Origin of the sequence: Lactobacillus paragasseri, from assembly GCF_003584685.1 — a bacterium.
In the GTDB taxonomy this organism is placed as follows: domain Bacteria; phylum Bacillota; class Bacilli; order Lactobacillales; family Lactobacillaceae; genus Lactobacillus; species Lactobacillus paragasseri.
Genome location: NZ_AP018549.1, coordinates 714,320 through 730,109, shown reverse-complemented (window position 1 = coordinate 730,109; position 15,790 = coordinate 714,320). Strand labels below are relative to the sequence as shown.

Annotated in this window: 22 protein-coding genes and 1 other annotated feature; of the genes, 2 read left to right on the top strand and 20 right to left on the bottom strand. The window is 34.8% G+C overall.

Going from position 1 to position 15,790, the window contains the following annotated elements; translation table 11 throughout:
* Positions 1-2: 2 nt before the first annotated feature.
* On the bottom strand, positions 3-221 hold the full coding sequence (gene rpoZ, locus LpgJCM5343_RS03610; protein ID WP_003647530.1) for a DNA-directed RNA polymerase subunit omega: 219 nt from the start codon (positions 219-221) through the stop codon (positions 3-5).
* A 3-nt stretch (positions 222-224) separates the two neighbouring features.
* A complete protein-coding gene (gmk, locus tag LpgJCM5343_RS03605; protein ID WP_003649076.1) occupies positions 225-839 on the bottom strand; it encodes a guanylate kinase in 615 nt (204 codons plus the stop codon).
* Positions 840-998: 159 nt separating this feature from the next.
* Between gmk and LpgJCM5343_RS03600 the strand changes: the two genes are divergently transcribed.
* Entirely contained in the window at positions 999-1,292 is a 294-nt protein-coding gene (locus LpgJCM5343_RS03600) for a hypothetical protein (RefSeq protein WP_048686725.1), read from the top strand.
* Positions 1,293-1,352: 60 nt separating this feature from the next.
* Here LpgJCM5343_RS03600 and recN read toward each other — a convergent pair whose 3' ends face one another.
* The 12 genes from recN to rplU form a co-directional block, all read right to left on the bottom strand.
* Positions 1,353-3,032 (bottom strand): DNA repair protein RecN, encoded by a 1,680-nt coding sequence (gene recN, locus LpgJCM5343_RS03595; RefSeq protein ID WP_039158058.1) that lies wholly within the window; start codon positions 3,030-3,032, stop codon positions 1,353-1,355.
* A gap of 9 nt (positions 3,033-3,041) precedes the next feature.
* A complete protein-coding gene (locus LpgJCM5343_RS03590) occupies positions 3,042-3,854 on the bottom strand; it encodes a TlyA family RNA methyltransferase (RefSeq protein ID WP_003649079.1) in 813 nt (270 codons plus the stop codon).
* Between the two features lie 3 nt (positions 3,855-3,857).
* A complete protein-coding gene (locus tag LpgJCM5343_RS03585) occupies positions 3,858-4,724 on the bottom strand; it encodes a polyprenyl synthetase family protein (protein ID WP_101890598.1) in 867 nt (288 codons plus the stop codon).
* The gene (locus tag LpgJCM5343_RS03580) at positions 4,725-4,970 is read right to left on the bottom strand and encodes an exodeoxyribonuclease VII small subunit (RefSeq protein WP_003647535.1); all 246 of its coding nucleotides are present in this window, start codon (positions 4,968-4,970) and stop codon (positions 4,725-4,727) included.
* Positions 4,951-6,321 (bottom strand): exodeoxyribonuclease VII large subunit, encoded by a 1,371-nt coding sequence (gene xseA, locus LpgJCM5343_RS03575; protein ID WP_077959096.1) that lies wholly within the window; start codon positions 6,319-6,321, stop codon positions 4,951-4,953. Before xseA ends, LpgJCM5343_RS03580 begins: the two co-directional genes overlap by 20 nt.
* Positions 6,311-7,159, bottom strand: coding sequence for a bifunctional methylenetetrahydrofolate dehydrogenase/methenyltetrahydrofolate cyclohydrolase (locus LpgJCM5343_RS03570; protein ID WP_020806953.1), 849 nt, complete (start codon positions 7,157-7,159; stop codon positions 6,311-6,313). Before LpgJCM5343_RS03570 ends, xseA begins: the two co-directional genes overlap by 11 nt.
* A gap of 47 nt (positions 7,160-7,206) precedes the next feature.
* On the bottom strand, positions 7,207-7,608 hold the full coding sequence (gene nusB, locus LpgJCM5343_RS03565) for a transcription antitermination factor NusB (protein ID WP_003649083.1): 402 nt from the start codon (positions 7,606-7,608) through the stop codon (positions 7,207-7,209).
* Positions 7,609-8,055: an Asp23/Gls24 family envelope stress response protein gene (locus tag LpgJCM5343_RS03560; protein ID WP_003647539.1), complete on the bottom strand. Its 447-nt coding sequence runs from the start codon at positions 8,053-8,055 to the stop codon at positions 7,609-7,611. It abuts the gene before it with no gap.
* Positions 8,056-8,072: 17 nt separating this feature from the next.
* On the bottom strand, positions 8,073-8,642 hold the full coding sequence (gene efp / locus LpgJCM5343_RS03555; RefSeq protein ID WP_003647540.1) for an elongation factor P: 570 nt from the start codon (positions 8,640-8,642) through the stop codon (positions 8,073-8,075).
* Between the two features lie 84 nt (positions 8,643-8,726).
* Complete coding sequence (locus tag LpgJCM5343_RS03550) at positions 8,727-9,836, bottom strand: aminopeptidase P family protein (RefSeq protein WP_101890596.1); 1,110 nt, start codon at positions 9,834-9,836, stop codon at positions 8,727-8,729.
* 72 nt (positions 9,837-9,908) lie between these two features.
* Complete coding sequence (gene rpmA / locus LpgJCM5343_RS03545) at positions 9,909-10,208, bottom strand: 50S ribosomal protein L27 (RefSeq protein ID WP_003647542.1); 300 nt, start codon at positions 10,206-10,208, stop codon at positions 9,909-9,911.
* Positions 10,209-10,227: 19 nt separating this feature from the next.
* Positions 10,228-10,539 (bottom strand): 50S ribosomal protein L21, encoded by a 312-nt coding sequence (rplU, locus tag LpgJCM5343_RS03540; RefSeq protein WP_003647543.1) that lies wholly within the window; start codon positions 10,537-10,539, stop codon positions 10,228-10,230.
* Between the two features lie 14 nt (positions 10,540-10,553).
* Positions 10,554-10,634: a sequence feature (ribosomal protein L21 leader region), on the bottom strand.
* Between the two features lie 121 nt (positions 10,635-10,755).
* On the opposite strand from rplU, the gene LpgJCM5343_RS03535 reads away from it, so the two are divergent.
* Entirely contained in the window at positions 10,756-11,112 is a 357-nt protein-coding gene (locus tag LpgJCM5343_RS03535) for an arsenate reductase family protein (protein ID WP_039156994.1), read from the top strand.
* Here LpgJCM5343_RS03535 and LpgJCM5343_RS03530 read toward each other — a convergent pair.
* The 6 genes from LpgJCM5343_RS03530 to LpgJCM5343_RS03500 all read right to left on the bottom strand — a co-directional run bounded on the left by LpgJCM5343_RS03530 (position 11,107) and on the right by LpgJCM5343_RS03500 (position 15,789).
* Positions 11,107-11,946, bottom strand: coding sequence for a YitT family protein (locus tag LpgJCM5343_RS03530; RefSeq protein ID WP_003649087.1), 840 nt, complete (start codon positions 11,944-11,946; stop codon positions 11,107-11,109). The two genes, LpgJCM5343_RS03535 and LpgJCM5343_RS03530, sit on opposite strands and share 6 nt — an antisense overlap.
* Positions 11,947-12,023: 77 nt before the next feature.
* Entirely contained in the window at positions 12,024-13,346 is a 1,323-nt protein-coding gene (locus LpgJCM5343_RS03525) for a DUF2325 domain-containing protein (RefSeq protein WP_101890595.1), read from the bottom strand.
* A 365-nt stretch (positions 13,347-13,711) separates the two neighbouring features.
* On the bottom strand, positions 13,712-13,891 hold the full coding sequence (locus LpgJCM5343_RS03515; protein ID WP_101890594.1) for a 2-hydroxymuconate tautomerase: 180 nt from the start codon (positions 13,889-13,891) through the stop codon (positions 13,712-13,714).
* 49 nt (positions 13,892-13,940) lie between these two features.
* The gene (locus tag LpgJCM5343_RS03510) at positions 13,941-14,498 is read right to left on the bottom strand and encodes an ECF transporter S component (RefSeq protein ID WP_077959100.1); all 558 of its coding nucleotides are present in this window, start codon (positions 14,496-14,498) and stop codon (positions 13,941-13,943) included.
* Positions 14,474-15,331 carry a PfkB family carbohydrate kinase gene (locus LpgJCM5343_RS03505; protein ID WP_101890593.1) on the bottom strand — a complete coding sequence of 286 codons (858 nt, stop codon included), beginning with the start codon at positions 15,329-15,331 and terminating at the stop codon, positions 14,474-14,476. Before LpgJCM5343_RS03505 ends, LpgJCM5343_RS03510 begins: the two co-directional genes overlap by 25 nt.
* Entirely contained in the window at positions 15,328-15,789 is a 462-nt protein-coding gene (locus LpgJCM5343_RS03500; RefSeq protein WP_003649091.1) for a DUF7679 family protein, read from the bottom strand. Before LpgJCM5343_RS03500 ends, LpgJCM5343_RS03505 begins: the two co-directional genes overlap by 4 nt.
* Between the last annotated feature and the right edge of the window lies 1 nt (position 15,790).

Genomic DNA, 15,790 nt, shown 5'->3' with positions numbered 1-15,790 from the left:
TTCTAGCCAATATCTTCACGATGCTCAGGATCAATTGTAACTTTACCAGCAGCAATTTCTTCAAGCGCCTTGCCAACTGCTTTGTCAGACTTATAATGCTTTAAAGCTAACGGTGCTCCGGCTTGAATTTCGTGAGCTCTTTTAGCAGCTAAAACTGAAAGAGAATAACGAGAATTTACTCGTGACAGCAATTTATCAATAGATGGATATGTAATTTTCATCTGTTAATCCTCCTTAACCATATTTCTATAATCATTAATTACTCGCGGTACACGCACGTGTTCTGCTTCAACAATAGATTTAATATGATCAACTGCATTAGCCACAGTATCATTAACTACAGCATAATCATAGTCCTCCATCATTAAGATCTCTTTACGTGCCTGCTTCATTCTCATTGCAATTACCTTATCAGAATCGGTTCCGCGGTTAACAATTCGATGCTTTAATTCGTGCAAATCTGGTGGTGTTAAAAAGATAAAAACACCATCGGGCATCAACTTACGCACTTGTTTTGCTCCATTAACATCAATTTCGAGTAAAACATCTTTGCCTTCTTTAAGCATCTTTTGAACAGGTGCAAGAGGAGTGCCATAGTGATTACCTACATATTCATTATATTCCAAAAGTTCGTTATCTCTAATCGCCTCTTGAAAACGATCTTCCGAAACAAAATAGTAATCCTTGCCATCAACTTCACCTGGACGAGGCTTACGAGTCGTCATTGAAACAGAATATTCAAATGAAAAAGCTTTTTGCTTAACCATTGCACTTTTAACGGTCCCCTTACCAACACCTGAAGGACCAGATAGAACTAATAATAAACCTTGATGTGCCATTTTTGCTCCTAAAAATTATAGTAACAAGAATATATTGCACTAAAAAGCGAACAATTTCAAGAGTTTCGCAAAGAGATATAAATTCTGCTTGCAATTAAAAACATTTGTTCGTATAATACATAGTGCAAACACAAGTTCGGGATATACGAGGAATGAGATATGAATTTATTGAAATCACTTAATAATTATAGCAAAAAAATCTATAATTACTTTTTTAACTATAATATTAATAAGCTTACTACTTTTGCACAAGATCCAGGTAAAATTATTAGAATTTTAGAGCATGCGCTCTTTCATAAAGAATACATCTTACTCACCTACCAAAATGGAAAAACGGAAATTGGACAGCTAATTAAACGAACATCAGCTGGACGTTTTGTACTAGATAGTTATGATAATAATATAATTAGAATTATTGACTTAAATGATATCTTTAATGTTGAAACAGCATAAAAATAAAGGACTTCTTAAAGTGATGCAATTTTAAATCATCATTACAAGAAGTCCTTTATTTTATTTTTTAAAGCTTTCCATCAAATCAGCAGCATTTCTTTTAGCAGCATCAGTTACATCAGAGCCTGCCATCATTTGAGCAATTGCCGTAATTGCTTCTTCTTGAGTAAGAGGTCCAACTTGAGTATAGGTAGCTCCATCTTTAACTTGTTTTACAACAGAATATCGTTGATCACCAGCAGCAGCAACTTGCGGTGAGTGAGTTATCGTAATAACTTGTTTTTCTTGACCAATTGCATGCATTTTTTTACCAATAGCTGCTGAAACACGTCCAGAAACACCAGTATCAATTTCGTCAAAAATCATCGTTCCAACTGGTTCTACGCGACTAAAGATCGCTTTTAAAGCTAAAATTAAGCGTGACTGCTCCCCGCCAGATACTATCTTGACTAAAGGCATCAAGGACTCACCAGGGTTTGGCGCAATCATAAAAATCACTTGATCTGTTCCTAATTTTGTAAAAGAATCAGTCTCATTAATTCGAATAGAAAAACGAGCTTTTTCCATATAAAGATCAGCTAATTCTTTTTTTATCTTTTCCTCCAGCTCACGAGCAGTTTGTTCTCTTTGCTTATGTAGTCTTTTTGCCTTCCTGCTGAGTTTATTTTCAACATCAGCTAATTGTTTTTGAATTTTTTCTTCGTCCAAATCTCCAGTTTCAAATTTACCAAGTTCGTTCTTAACCTTCTGGGCAAATTTAAAAACATCTTCTAGAGTTGGTCCATATTTTTTCTTAAGAGTATTTAGAGTATCTAAGCGGCTAGAAACATATTGATAGCGCTCTTCATCAAAATCCATCTGATCCATTAGAGAAGACAATTCACTACGAGCGTCATTTAACGAATAAACGCCATCATTAAAACTAGTAGCAAAATTTTCGAATTTCTTACCATAATTGCTTAAATCTTCTGCTGCATTTTGTGCATCCCCAAGTAAAGTAGCTAGACCATGCTCGTCATCGTCATATAATTGCATAAAATAATTGGCTGTATCAGCAATTTTTTGATAATTATTTAATTCATTAAATTCTTCTTCTAACTTTTCGTCCTCATCTGGATCAGTTAAATCAGCACTCTCAAGTTCATTATTTTGAAATTCTAAAATATCTTGCTTCTGAGCAATTTCTTGCGCATCTTCTCTTAATTTACGCAATTGTGAAGTAAGATGACGCCATGTTTCAAAATCAGCCGCATAATCTTCTAATTCATCCTTAAACTTAGGTTTGGCATAATTATCAATTAAGTCAATTTGCCGATCTGGATCCATTAAAATTTGTTGATCATTTTGGCCATGAATATCAACCAGATTTCTACCGATTTCTCGTAGTACATTAATTGTTGTTAGCTGACCATTAATTCTAACTACATTTCTACCCTTATGCGTTAACTCTCGACTAATTATTAATTGATCATCTTCAAATGGAAGACCATATTTTTCACATAATTTCTCAATTAACTCTTTTTGCTCGCTCAGCACAAATAAGCCCGTGATGACTGCTTTTTTTTCACCAGAGCGAATCATTTCATTTTGTGCTCGACTTCCTAGTAAAAGAGAAACTGCATCAATAATAATTGACTTTCCTGCACCTGTTTCTCCAATTAAAACAGTCATTTTTTCTTGAAAACGAACTTTAAGCGTCTTAATAATCGCAAAGTTTTTAATATCTAATTCAACTAACATTTTTCTCACCTAAAGGCCACTAACTGCACGTTGAACCACATCAGCTGGATTTCCTTGCCACAAATCTTGTCCAGGATTTGCTAAATCTTTACCTAAATGGATCAAAAACTCAATATTTCCCTTGCCACCCTTAATTGGTGAATAATCTACTCCAAGAATATTAAATCCAATCTTTTGAGCCATTTGCATTGTATGCTTAATGACATTAGCATGAACATCATGATCATGAACAATTCCATGTTTGCCAACATTTTCAGGACCAGCTTCAAATTGGGGTTTAATTAAGCAAACAGCATCACACTGATCTTTTAAAATTTCATACATTGGCGGCATGATTAAATCTAACGATATAAATGACACATCTGTCATTGCAAAATCAGGAAGCCCATCAGTAAAATCAGCAGGCTTACTATAGCGGAAATTTTGTTTCTCCATAACTATAACTTGCGGGTTGTCGCGTAATTTCCAAGCAAGTTGATTATAACCAACATCAAGGGCATAAACTAACTTAGCACCATTTTGCAAGGCAACATCAGTAAATCCACCCGTTGAAGCACCAATATCAAGACAAATCTTATCTTTCAAGTTAATATTAAATACTTGCAAAGCCTTTTCTAATTTAAATCCACCACGAGAAACATATTTTTTGCCATCATCTTTAATATGAAAAATCTCACCTTCAGGAAATTTTTCACCACTTTTGTCAATTCTTTGATGATTATGGTCATTAACTAAGCCCGCCATAATAGCTCGTTGCGCTTGACTGCGAGAATTAAAAAGGCCTTGTTCAAATAATAAAACATCTGCACGCTTTTTAGCCATTTACTATAATACCTTCTGATATAAATTAAAAAAATCGCCTAACAAAGGCTGCTTAAAGATTTTTACAGCTTCTTTTCCCGTTTTAATCATTTTTAAAAGCTGCTTACGACTAGCTTCAATTCCAAGTAAAGTTAAGGTATTGTTTTTACCTTCATCTGCATCTTTGTGCGTAGCTTTACCTGCTTCTTGCTCTGTTTCAACTACGTCAACTAAATCATCATAAATTTGATAAGATCTACCAAACTGTTTACTAAAATTATCTAGGCGATCAACTTGATCAGTGCTTGCACCAGCATAAACAGCTGCCATTTTAACACTAGCTTCAATTAAGCAACCTGTCTTTAACCACTCCATTTGATCAATAACTTTGACGTTTTCTTTAACTAAATCATTATTAGTTGAATCAATATCAAGATATTGTCCTCCTACCATTCCGTTTGGACCAACAGCTTGTGAGATTATAATAGCCAAGGCCGCTGAATTACTACCTTCTGTAATCCATTGAATTCCTAATGGAAGCAAGGCATCCCCAGCTAAAATAGCTTCAGCCTCTCCCCATTTCTTATGAGAGGTAAGCTTTCCGCGGCGATAATCATCATTGTCCATTGCTGGTAAATCATCATGAATTAGTGAATAAGTATGTATTAATTCAATTCCGCATGCGATTCTTAATTCTGATTCACTAATTTTATAGTTTAATGTTTCAAGTGTTGCTAAGAAAAGAAGCGGTCGTAATCTCTTACCACCAGCCATGACTGAATATGACATAATTTTACTAAAAATTGGATTATCAACTTCACTTGCTAAGTGATCCTCTAAAAATTTATCAATTTGAGGTGTATATATTTTTTGAAAATCTTTTAAATTCATTTATTCTTCCTCAGGAGCTGACGCATTTTGGGGATCGAGCGTCTTCTCGTTTCCATCTTTATCAACTAACTTAGCAACTGTTTGCTCGGCATCATTAAGTTTCTTTTCCAGTTCACGACTCAACTTAACTCCAGCTTGAAATTCATTTAAAGCGTCTTCAAGAGGAACGTTGCCACTTTCAAGCTTATTGACAATTTCTTGTAATTCATTTAATTGTTCTTCAAAATTATTTTTCTTGGTTGCCATCTTTTTCTCTCCGAATATTTTCTACATTTACTTGTACTTGACCATCTTTGAAATGTAACTTTAATTTTTCATCAATTTCTAACTTATCAACAGAAGTAACTGTATTTCCCTCCTGATCCGTTGTATAAACGTAGCCCCGACTAATTGTCTTCAAAGGGCTAATGTCATCTAACTGCTGCATGGTTCGATTTAATTTATTTCTTTGATCTTTTAGATAAGTTGTCATTGTTGAAAATAAATTAGCAACTATAAAAGTTCGTTCACGTTCTAGCTGTTCTAGTCTTCGACCAGGATTAAGCGCCTTTAACCGTTCCTGAAGCAAACGTACACCTGAACGATCATGCTGAAGCTGGTTAGACATTGCTTGATTGAGTCGATGAGTAAGCATATCAACTTGTTGAATTTGTTGATCATAAATTCTAGTTGGCTCTTGTAGAACTGGAGCGTTCCTCAGACGATCTAAAATCTGACGTTTAGCACGAATATTAGCCTGCATTGCTGCATAAAGCCGAGCGCGTAATTGTACAATTTTAGTTAATACATCAGCTAAATTTGGCGTTGCATATTCTGCAGCAGCTGTCGGAGTTGCTGCACGAGCATCTGCAACTAGGTCAGCTAAAGTAGTATCAGTTTCATGTCCCACAGAACTGATAACTGGCATTTGCATTGCGTAAATTTGACGTACAACCTTTTCTTCGTTAAAAGGCCACAGATCCTCTAATGATCCTCCACCGCGTCCAATAATAACTACATCATACTTATCGCCCTGCGCTTGAATCTGCTTTAGAGAAGCAACAATAGTATCAGCTGCTTCATCTCCTTGAACTTTAGCTGGATAGAGATCAATTTCAGCATGCGGAAACCTTCGGTTAGCTGTAACCATAATATCGTGAATAACTGCCCCAGAGGCACTAGTTACAACTGCAATACGATCTGGAAACAGTGGCAAACGCTTTTTATGATCTTCATTAAATAAGCCTTCTTTTTCAAGTTTTTCTTGTAGCTGTCTTAGTTGTTCATAAAGAGCACCTAACCCGGCTGGTTCCATAGTTTGAGCGTAAAACTGGTATGAGCCTTGCGGACCATAAACATCCACATAACCACTTACATAAACTTTCATTCCCTCTTCAGGCTTAAACTTTAATTTTTCAAAAAAGGAGCGAAACATAACTACGTTAATTTTAGACTTATCGTCCTTTAATGAAAAATATTGATGGGAATGCATCCTGAATCTAAAATTAGATAACTCTCCCTGTAAAAAAACCTTATGTAGATAAGGATCATTTTTAAATTTTTGTGAAATATAAAAATTTAAATCACTCACAGAAAGATAAACTGGATTATCTGCCATGCTGCTTCCTCGTTAAAATTACTGCTTGTTTCATTAAACTAGCAACTGTCAACGGACCAACTCCTCCAGGAACCGGTGTAATTGCTTCAGCCTTAGGGGCTACTGTATCGAAATCTACATCACCCATTAATTTGCCATTTTCACGGTTCATCCCAACATCAATCAAAACTGCACCGTCTTTTACCATATCTTCAGTTACTAAATGAGCTTTACCTACATCAGAAATGATTACATCAGCGTTTCTTGTCAAGTCTGCCAGATTATTAGTCTTTGAATGAGCAATGGTTACAGTTGCATCTCGTTCAAGTAAAACTGCAGCCAAAGGCTTACCAACAATCACGCTCCGACCAATAATCACTGTGTTCTTTCCGGCCATCTTAATTCCGTAATAATCAATCAATGTTAAAATACTACGAACTGTCGCTGGAATAATATCACTCTGTCCTTCCCAAAGACGACCTAAGTTAAGTGGAGAAAATCCATCAGCATCTTTTTCAGGAGCAATAGTTTCAAAAATGGCTCTTGGATTAATTTGAGGTGGAACTGGTAATTGAACCATAATCCCATTAATATTTGGATCTTGATTAAGTTCCTTAATCTTTCCTAGAAGTTCAGCTTGAGAAGTATCAGCTGGAAAATGCAATCCAACTTCATTGATACCTACTTTTTTTGCTAAATTTCTTTTAACTCGCAAATAAATTTTACTTGCAGGATCGTCTCCAACTTCTATTACGCATAAAGTTGGATTTATTCCGTCATTTTTTAAATTTTTTATTTCTTTTTTCAAATTTTCTGTAATTTCATTTGCAGGAGTTTTTCCTTCTAGTAATTTTTTCACCTAATCACCTCATCAAAAAAAGTCGGCTCAACGAGCCGACTCATTAGTTAGTCTTTCTTAATGAAATTGGCCAAGAGACCATTAATAAATTTTTTTGATTCTTTAGAGCTAAATTCATCACATAAATTTAACGCTTCATTTAAAGCAGCTACTGGCTCAATTGCCTTACTATTTTGCATTTCATAAAGAGCCACTTCAAGGATGGCCAAGTCAATTTCGTTAATCCTATTAAGACGCCAACCCTTTTTTAAGTATTTACTTAATTGCTCATCAAGCTCTTTTTTATTAGCCAAGACACCATTTACTATTTCTGCAGAATAATCCGGAAAGCTCTTTAACTCTAAAGCTTTTAGTGCTTTTTGACAAACTTCTTCCGCATCAGTTAAATTTCCTTGGTTAGCTAAATAAATTGCTTGCATTGCAATTCTTCTCATCTCATGCTGTGTCATTTAGTCTTTAGCCTCGTCCTCTTTATCATCTGGGAAAAGTGCTTCTGTGTCAGCTTTCACTTCAGATTCAGTCTCTTCTGTTTCTGAAACTAGGCCAACTACATGAACATTAATTTGAGTTAAATCTAAATCCGTCATTTGCTTCAATTGCAAAGTCAAGTTTTTCTGCAGTTCGACGCATACTTTTGGCACATTTACGCCATAGTCAAGATAAGCATAAACATCAGCAGTTAACTTATCGTCTTCAACACTTAAGGAAACGCCTTTACCTTGATTAGAACGACCAAAAAGAGTATTAATGCCAGTCTTCAGCGTCCCACGCATTTCGCTGACGCCATCGACTTTTCTGGCAGCAATTCCTAGAATAACTTCTAAAACACCAAGATCAACTCGGGTTTCATCGCCTTTGTCATTGCTTGATAAAAGAATCGTTGAATTATCAGCCATATTTTTTACCTCAAAAATTATTTATTTGCACGAGAAACGTAAGTACCATCAGCAGTATTAATAGTTAATACATCACCTTGATTAATAAAGAATGGAACATTAACTACTAAACCTGTTTCCATAGTTGCAGGCTTACCACCACCAGAAGAAGTATCGCCTTTAATGTTAGGTTCAGTTTCAGCAACTTCAAGATCAACTGTGTTTGGTAAGTCAACACCTAAAGTTTCACCGTCGTGCATAATGACATTAACTACCATGTTTTCTTTTAAGAACTTAGATTCTCTTTCAACTTGAGCTTCTGGAATTTCAAGTTGTTCATAAGTAGTAGTATCCATAAATACAAAACTTGTACCGTCATTGTATAAGTATTGCATAGCTTTAGTTTGAATGTCAGCAGTATTAACTTTAGCAGTTGAACGGAAAGTATATTCTTGTACTGCACCAGTTCTTAAGCTCTTAAGCTTTGAACGAACGAAAGCACTACCTTTACCTGGCTTAACATGTTGGAATTCAACAATACGCCATAAATCGTTGTTATATTCAATAGTTAATCCATTTTTAAATTCATTAACTGAGATCATTGTCATAGTAAAATTACCTCATTTCTACACTTACTTATCTTACCAATCTTATCCATTGTTTCGCAACATTAACCACATAATTAGATAAAATTATAGAATTAAAAGCTCATCTTTTGGCAATTGTGACATTACATAAGGATGATCGTCCTTAATCAACACATCATCTTCAATTCTAACACCGCCGCGATCTGGTAAATAAATCCCAGGCTCAACAGTAATTGCCATATTATTCTTCATAACTTCTTTTCCATATGGCATTGCTGGCGTACAGAGTTCGTGTACTTCTAGTCCAATTCCATGGCCAATCCCATGACCGAAGTATTCACCATAGCCTTGCTCTTTAATATAGTTTCTAGCAGCTTGATCGATATCTTTTCCAGTATTTCCAGCAATTGCTGCAGCAATTCCGCGCTTTTGGGCTTCTAATACAATATAGTATATTTTTTTTAATTCTGGTTCTACTTGTCCTAAAGCTACTGTTCTAGTGATATCCGCAGTGTAACCATGATAAAAGCTTCCAAAATCAATTACAATCAATTCACCTTGTTGAATTTTTTTATCACTAGCAACGCCATGTGCCCAGCTACCACGATATCCAGAAGCAATAATCGTTTCAAAAGAAGGACCATCTCCGCCATTCATTTTAAACAAATAGTCTAATTTAGCTCCGATGGCTCTTTCGCTAACTCCTGGTTTAATTAAAGGCAAGATCTCTTTAAAACTTTGAACAGAAATATCAATCGCTTTTTGTAAAGTAGCCAATTCTAAGTCGTCTTTTACATTGCGAACTTTTTCAACCAATTCAGCACTTAAGACAAAATTAAGATCGGGACAGGCCTCTTTCAAAGCTTCAAATTGAGTTGCAGAAATAAATTCTCCTTCAACTAAAACATTTTTTACATCTAATTGTTTTAATTGCTTAGCAATTTCTTTTACCACATCCATTGTCTGCATTACGACCTTCATTTCACCAGGAGCTTGATGACGAATTTGATCCTTAAAGCGTGAATCAGACAACAAAACACGATCCCCTTCAGCAGTCAAAATAAGCTCAGCTTCTTCACCAGAAAAATTAGTTAAGAAACGATAATTTGCTTGATTAAAAATAATTAAAGCATCTGCTTGTTCTTCTTTAATCAATTTAGTAGTTTTATCAATTCGATTATTAATTAAAGTTAGCAACTCTTGATTTGAAGACATATGACCTACCTCCTGAGTAGATAAAAAAAGACCGAACGTTCCTTAGGGACGTCCAGTCTGCAAAAGAAATAATTATTTTGCTTCTTCAACTGGGTAAACAGAAACTTGTTTACGATCTCTGCCCAAACGTTCGAATTTAACAACGCCACTAGTTAAAGCAAACAAAGTGTCGTCGCCACCGATACCAACGTTCTTACCTGGGTGGATCTTAGTACCGCGTTGACGAAAAATGATTGAACCTGCGTTGATCTTTTGACCATCAGCACGCTTTGCGCCTAAACGACGACCAGCTGAGTTACGACCGTTAGCAGTTGAACCACCACCCTTGTGGTGGGCAAATAATTTAAGTGCTTCAAGATTATTAATCATCATAATTTGTTTCACCCCTTAATTAAGCTTCAATGCTTTCGATAGTTACCTTAGTGTAAGGTTGACGGTGACCGTACTTAGTGTGTGAGTGCTTCTTAGGCTTGTATTTGAAAGTAACAACTTTCTTTTCTTTGCCTTGCTTTTCAACTTTAGCAACAACTTTAGCACCTTCAACTACAGGAGTACCAATCTTAGTTGACTTACCATCATTTACAAGAATAACTTCATCAAAAGTTACTTCGTCGCCAGGCTTAACTTCAAGTTTTTCAACAAAAACGCTATCGCCCTTAGCAACCTTGTATTGCTTACCACCGGTTTTAATAACTGCGTACATTTGTACACCTCCGAAAAAATACTTAGACTCGCCGTATGAGGTGGAATTAACGTTAATTCTCTTCTTACCCCATAAACGTGCGGTTGCAGATGTGAGGTTTCCACAAATACAACTCTTACAGTATACTCTCATCCCTCTTTTAAAGCAATTCAATATCAAAATTTCTAAAAAAATACTAAAATAAATTTACAAGTATTTATAATAAGGAGAAAGAATATGCTTAAATTTTATGGTTATAAACGTTGTTCAACTTCTAAAAAAGCTCAAAAATGGCTTGATGATCATCAAGTTGTTTATCAATATCAAGACTTAGTAGAAAAAACACCTAAGCAACAAGATCTACTTAAATGGCTAACTGATTTTCAAGATCGCGGATTAAGATATTTTTTCAATACGTCTGGCCAAGTTTACCGCCAAATGCACTTAAAAGATCAAATAAACAAGATGACGCTTGAAGAAGCAGCAAAATTACTTTCACAAAACGGAAAATTAATTAAAAGACCCTTAGTTACTGACGGTAAAAAATTAACTTGCGGCTTTAAAGAAGACATATACGAAAAAACTTGGTTATAGTCCCCATTGTCCGCCATGAACACGCGCAACTGTGTCAGTGATAATAAAAGCATCTGAATCAATCTCATGAATTTTATTAATTAAAGGACCATATTCACGGGTATCAACTACTAATAGTAGCTGCTTTTTGTCATCATCACTGTAGCCACCAACAACATCGTAAATTGTTAAACCGTTATAGTTATCAAGTAGCATTGTCTTTAGTTCTTCAAAATGCTCGTTACTCATCACACGCACCTGATATTTACGGTCAAAGCCAGCTTCTGCATAGTTCATAGTCATGGCTGTCACTACTTGTGACAAGGCGGCTAATAAAAATGCATTCCAGCCATCAACGAATATATTAAGGAAAATAATTACCATATCAATCGCAAGTAATCCAATTGCTGGATTAATGTAAAAATATTTCTTTAAAATCATTGGCGGAATTGTTGTTCCACCACTTGATGCATTAACGCGGTATAGTAAAGAAACACCTAGCCCCATCAAAGCACCACCATAGATTACTGCTAGTAATTGATTATTAGTAATTTTAAAACTAGGCGTAAGTCCCATTAACACTGGAAGTAATAAACTACCTAAGGCAACGTTTTTCGTTGTCTTTTTTCCTAAAAAGATCGCTGCTAGAATAAGCATTAAAATATTAACAACTAAAACAGTAATTGACCGATTAATACCCCATACTGCATCAACTAAGATTGAAATACCAGTTGAGCCACCCGCTGCAATATTAATTGGACCATAGAAGAAATTAATAGAAATGGCGATAATTTCTAAGCCGGCTAAAAATACTAGCCAACGCATCCAAGATTTCTTTTTAATATTTTTTGTCATTTCATCGTCCTTCCTAAAAATAAGTTATTAATATTTTATCTAATTTTCATGCATCTTGTCAGCTACACTGCTTATTCCTAATTATTCTTTAACATTTTGTATTCTAATTGTTGGTTACCTTCATAAGCTGGCATCCCATTTTCTGCTCGATATAGTGCACGCTCAAATGCTTGATATCCCTTGCTAGAACTAACAGCAAATTTAACGTGATATTTACTTGCAAATTCGCTAATATTCCAAGTACTATCATGGGCAGCAAATGCAGTAACCAAAATTACAATGTCTAAATCTTTAATTTGACTTTCAATTACCTTTTTCTTGCCTTCAAATGCATCAATCGGAATTGGAATGCCATTGTAACGGTTAACAATCCCTTCTAAAATCGCTTCATTTTGATTATCGCCAACAGCAATCCCTACTCGTTGATAATGTAAGTTCATATCTAACTTAGCTAATACTTGGGTACTTGCTACTACCTTTGTCTTTGCTTTTTTTGTTTTAGAAACTCGCTTAGGTTGCTCTGTTTCATAAATCCAGCGAATCTGAACTGCGCTTGCTGGATCTTTTTTTAATCTAACATCTCCTGTATACCAAGCTAAATCAACAATTGCGCCGTCTTCTAAATGAATATTGCCATTTTGATAATAGCTAGAATCAAGCGCAACAATTACTGGCTTATGATTAATAACCAGCTTTTCTCCATGGATATTTCGTGAAACACTTAAATTGCCTGGACTTCCTTGTACTACCCCATATTTAAAGTCTGCTATTTTGTCATAATCACGGCTGCGCAATTTTCGATAACCAACTACTCGCAAAACTTCAGCTTCATTTAAACTATTTGCTAAAGGCAAAGCTTCAACAATATCACCACTCTTTAAATTCAAATCATGAATTTGCCCCTCATTTACTTCAAAGACAACTTCACCATTATTATTGATCAAATCCGCACCCTTTAATGCACGAATGACAGTATATCTTCTACCCTTTCGATAATCGCGATTTTTTTCTTTTTTAGGCTTTACCGCATCCTCAAAAATTTTTCGATTTACTGCAGTACTAGTTTCTTCTGAAGCTTGAATAGCTTGGTCTAATAATCCTAATTTCTTTCCAAAATTTGTGGCAATATTGTGATCAAAGGTTAACTTATGTAGAGCTCCTAAGGCAATTTTTTTAGCATTTTTGTCGCCTGGGCGTTCAATTAATGTAGTTATTCCCTGAAGAAAAGTATTTATTTGTGCAATAACTTTGTCATCCATTTTATTATTTACTGAGGTAGACTCTGCTTCGCCTGTCATACCCAATACTACCTTAATTGCATTTAAGCTATTTTGAAGACTTTTGTCATCGCCTGCAGTATTATTTAAAATTCTTTTTAAATTATTTCGATAATCAAACATTTTAATCACTTTCTTACTTACTTTTTATCTATTATATCGATTTAACCTGCTTCAATTCAAAATTTCTCTATCAATCTTTCAAGAAAGTGATATATTAAAGGTAAACATAAAAAGTGAGGGAAAATTATGACTAAATACACTGTTAAATTATCTGAAGAAGATTACCAAATGTTAAAAGATTGTCACTCAAAGAACCCTTCAATTATGAAGGCGTTAGAAGAAGCTAAAAAAGAAGATTAGTTTCTTACAATTTTTACCAAAATAAAACTCGTGATTAGATGTTTACACTAATCACGAGTTTTTTATTTATTATTTAAATATTTTTGACTAAAGAACAGTAGCCCAATAAGAATACTTAAATTTAACTAAGCTCTCCATTCGCCGCCTTGGCCGTAAGTATGTTTATCAAGTTCATTAATAATTACATGGATATGTTCCTTCGGTGCACCAGTATTCTTATGAACAGCTTCAGTGATATCTTTTATCATTTGAGTTAATTGCTCATCACTTCTACCCTTAATTAATTCTACATGTACAAATGGCATTTTAAATTTCTCCTTTTTTTAACCAAAATTATAGCAGACTTATTTTAAGCTATACACTCTTTCTTAAAACTCTTCTTGCACCATCTCGCACTGCAAAATATAAAATTGGCGTACAAATTGCAGTTGAAATCGAATTAATGACCGTTGCTGGTAAACTCACAAAAGAACTCACTAAGGCTACATTTAAACTAGTTCCAACCATCAATGCTTCAACAATTGAAACACAGTAAGTTGTAAAAATTTTAGTTATCCCAGCGATAATTCCCAAAATAATAATATTTTTCTTGCTATCTTGATAGTGCATTCCTTTATATACTGCCGTTAAAACACTTGCAACTACCACCACTTCAAGCATTGTCAACCAAGAAGTGGCTGCATAGCCATTAAGTAAGTCAAAGCCGCCTAACCCAATAATCCCTGCAAGCATTCCATTCCGATATCCCAGATACAAAATTGCAACAGCAGTTAAGGTATTACCAAAATGGATAAAGGGACGACCAACTAAAGCAGGAACTGGAATTCGTAAAACCCAGACTCCTAGATAAATTATCGCCGCAAATAAACCGGTCATAATTATTGAAACTAACGAATTTTCCCTTGTTCGCATTTCCTAACCTTTTTCTCCTCTACTTTCTTCATTAACCAAGATAAAGCACCTGCATAATTAGGTCCTAACCGTTTATCTCGAGTTGAATCAGTTGCTTTAATTGTCATTTTAACAAAAATTGCTGCTATCTGCGAACTCTCCTTTAGCGAATAACCTGATAAAATTGCCGCTAATAAACTACTTGCAAACATATCGCCTGTACCAAAAAATGAACGTTTCACCTTATCAGTTTCTATTACAAAAGCTGTATCCCTGGCTGACACTCCAGCAATCTTAATTTTATCCTGCATTTGAATTCCAGTAATCAATACCTCATTCACATTAAACTTTTTCTTTAATTCTAAAGCCAGCTCTTCAATCTCATCAATTGAAAAACTTCGATATTTTTTATCTAATAATAAGCAAGCTTCAGTTAAATTTGGTGTTAAAATTGTTGCAAAATTAGCAAGCACGCGCATTTTTGCCACATAATCTAAGTTTAAGCCGCGATATAATTTACCTGAATCTGCCATAGCAGGATCAAGCAGGACTTTACTGACTTTAAAATTAGAAATATGATCTATCCAAAAATCAATGGCTTCTTTGCCTAAATAACCTAAGTATAAATTTTCAAAATCAATCTTTTGGTCCTGCCAATGAGCAATAATTTTACTCATTTCGCTACTTAAATTTAAGAAAGTGTTATCGCCAAAGCCACCAGTATGGGTAGACAAAATCGCCGTCGGCAATACATCTGGTTGATAGCCACACGCTCCTAAAATTGGTAAAGCAACACTTAATGAAACTTGACCTAGGCAGGAGAGATCTTGACTAATCAAAAGTTTTTCTTTCATTTTAATGTTCTTTCTAATTTTAACCGTTTCTTTTTAACTGCATATCTTTTAGAATTCAATTTAATTTGTAGCAACTTGTTATGCCAATAAATTAAGGCCATTTTGATCGCTAAACGATTATACCAACAATAATCATGCCTTAAATAATTATATGAATCCTTAAGGTTGAGCAGATGTTCTGCTGTAATGAATTGATTACGGCTCCAGTGCCAATCAGCAGCACTGCTTTTACGAATCCTGATTTTTTCAATTCGACCAACTGTTAACCGTGCTCGCCCTTTAATGTACTTACTTCTTGCAACAGTAATATAATTGCCAATCATGGTTTGTTTCCAAAATTGATTGTTTTTCTTTTCAATAAAAAGTGCCCGTCTTAGCACCTTACTTAAGCAATACCACTCCTTATTACCGTCTGATAGCTCAATTAAACACCAAATGTATTCTTGTCTTTTTCGCAAA

Excerpts from the sequence above, each read along its gene's own strand:
- rpoZ (WP_003647530.1), bottom strand. The coding sequence starts at position 221 with ATGAAAATTACATATCCATCTATTGATAAATTGCTGTCACGAGTAAAT.
- gmk (WP_003649076.1), bottom strand. The coding sequence starts at position 839 with ATGGCACATCAAGGTTTATTATTAGTTCTATCTGGTCCTTCAGGTGTT.
- LpgJCM5343_RS03600 (WP_048686725.1), top strand. The coding sequence starts at position 999 with ATGAATTTATTGAAATCACTTAATAATTATAGCAAAAAAATCTATAAT.
- recN (WP_039158058.1), bottom strand. The coding sequence starts at position 3,032 with ATGTTAGTTGAATTAGATATTAAAAACTTTGCGATTATTAAGACGCTT.
- LpgJCM5343_RS03590 (WP_003649079.1), bottom strand. The coding sequence starts at position 3,854 with ATGGCTAAAAAGCGTGCAGATGTTTTATTATTTGAACAAGGCCTTTTT.
- LpgJCM5343_RS03585 (WP_101890598.1), bottom strand. The coding sequence starts at position 4,724 with ATGAATTTAAAAGATTTTCAAAAAATATATACACCTCAAATTGATAAA.
- LpgJCM5343_RS03580 (WP_003647535.1), bottom strand. The coding sequence starts at position 4,970 with ATGGCAACCAAGAAAAATAATTTTGAAGAACAATTAAATGAATTACAA.
- xseA (WP_077959096.1), bottom strand. The coding sequence starts at position 6,321 with ATGGCAGATAATCCAGTTTATCTTTCTGTGAGTGATTTAAATTTTTAT.
- nusB (WP_003649083.1), bottom strand. The coding sequence starts at position 7,608 with ATGACACAGCATGAGATGAGAAGAATTGCAATGCAAGCAATTTATTTA.
- LpgJCM5343_RS03560 (WP_003647539.1), bottom strand. The coding sequence starts at position 8,055 with ATGGCTGATAATTCAACGATTCTTTTATCAAGCAATGACAAAGGCGAT.
- efp (WP_003647540.1), bottom strand. The coding sequence starts at position 8,642 with ATGACAATGATCTCAGTTAATGAATTTAAAAATGGATTAACTATTGAA.
- LpgJCM5343_RS03550 (WP_101890596.1), bottom strand. The coding sequence starts at position 9,836 with ATGTCTTCAAATCAAGAGTTGCTAACTTTAATTAATAATCGAATTGAT.
- rpmA (WP_003647542.1), bottom strand. The coding sequence starts at position 10,208 with ATGATGATTAATAATCTTGAAGCACTTAAATTATTTGCCCACCACAAG.
- rplU (WP_003647543.1), bottom strand. The coding sequence starts at position 10,539 with ATGTACGCAGTTATTAAAACCGGTGGTAAGCAATACAAGGTTGCTAAG.
- LpgJCM5343_RS03535 (WP_039156994.1), top strand. The coding sequence starts at position 10,756 with ATGCTTAAATTTTATGGTTATAAACGTTGTTCAACTTCTAAAAAAGCT.
- LpgJCM5343_RS03530 (WP_003649087.1), bottom strand. The coding sequence starts at position 11,946 with ATGACAAAAAATATTAAAAAGAAATCTTGGATGCGTTGGCTAGTATTT.
- LpgJCM5343_RS03525 (WP_101890595.1), bottom strand. The coding sequence starts at position 13,346 with ATGTTTGATTATCGAAATAATTTAAAAAGAATTTTAAATAATACTGCA.
- LpgJCM5343_RS03515 (WP_101890594.1), bottom strand. The coding sequence starts at position 13,891 with ATGCCATTTGTACATGTAGAATTAATTAAGGGTAGAAGTGATGAGCAA.
- LpgJCM5343_RS03510 (WP_077959100.1), bottom strand. The coding sequence starts at position 14,498 with ATGCGAACAAGGGAAAATTCGTTAGTTTCAATAATTATGACCGGTTTA.
- LpgJCM5343_RS03505 (WP_101890593.1), bottom strand. The coding sequence starts at position 15,331 with ATGAAAGAAAAACTTTTGATTAGTCAAGATCTCTCCTGCCTAGGTCAA.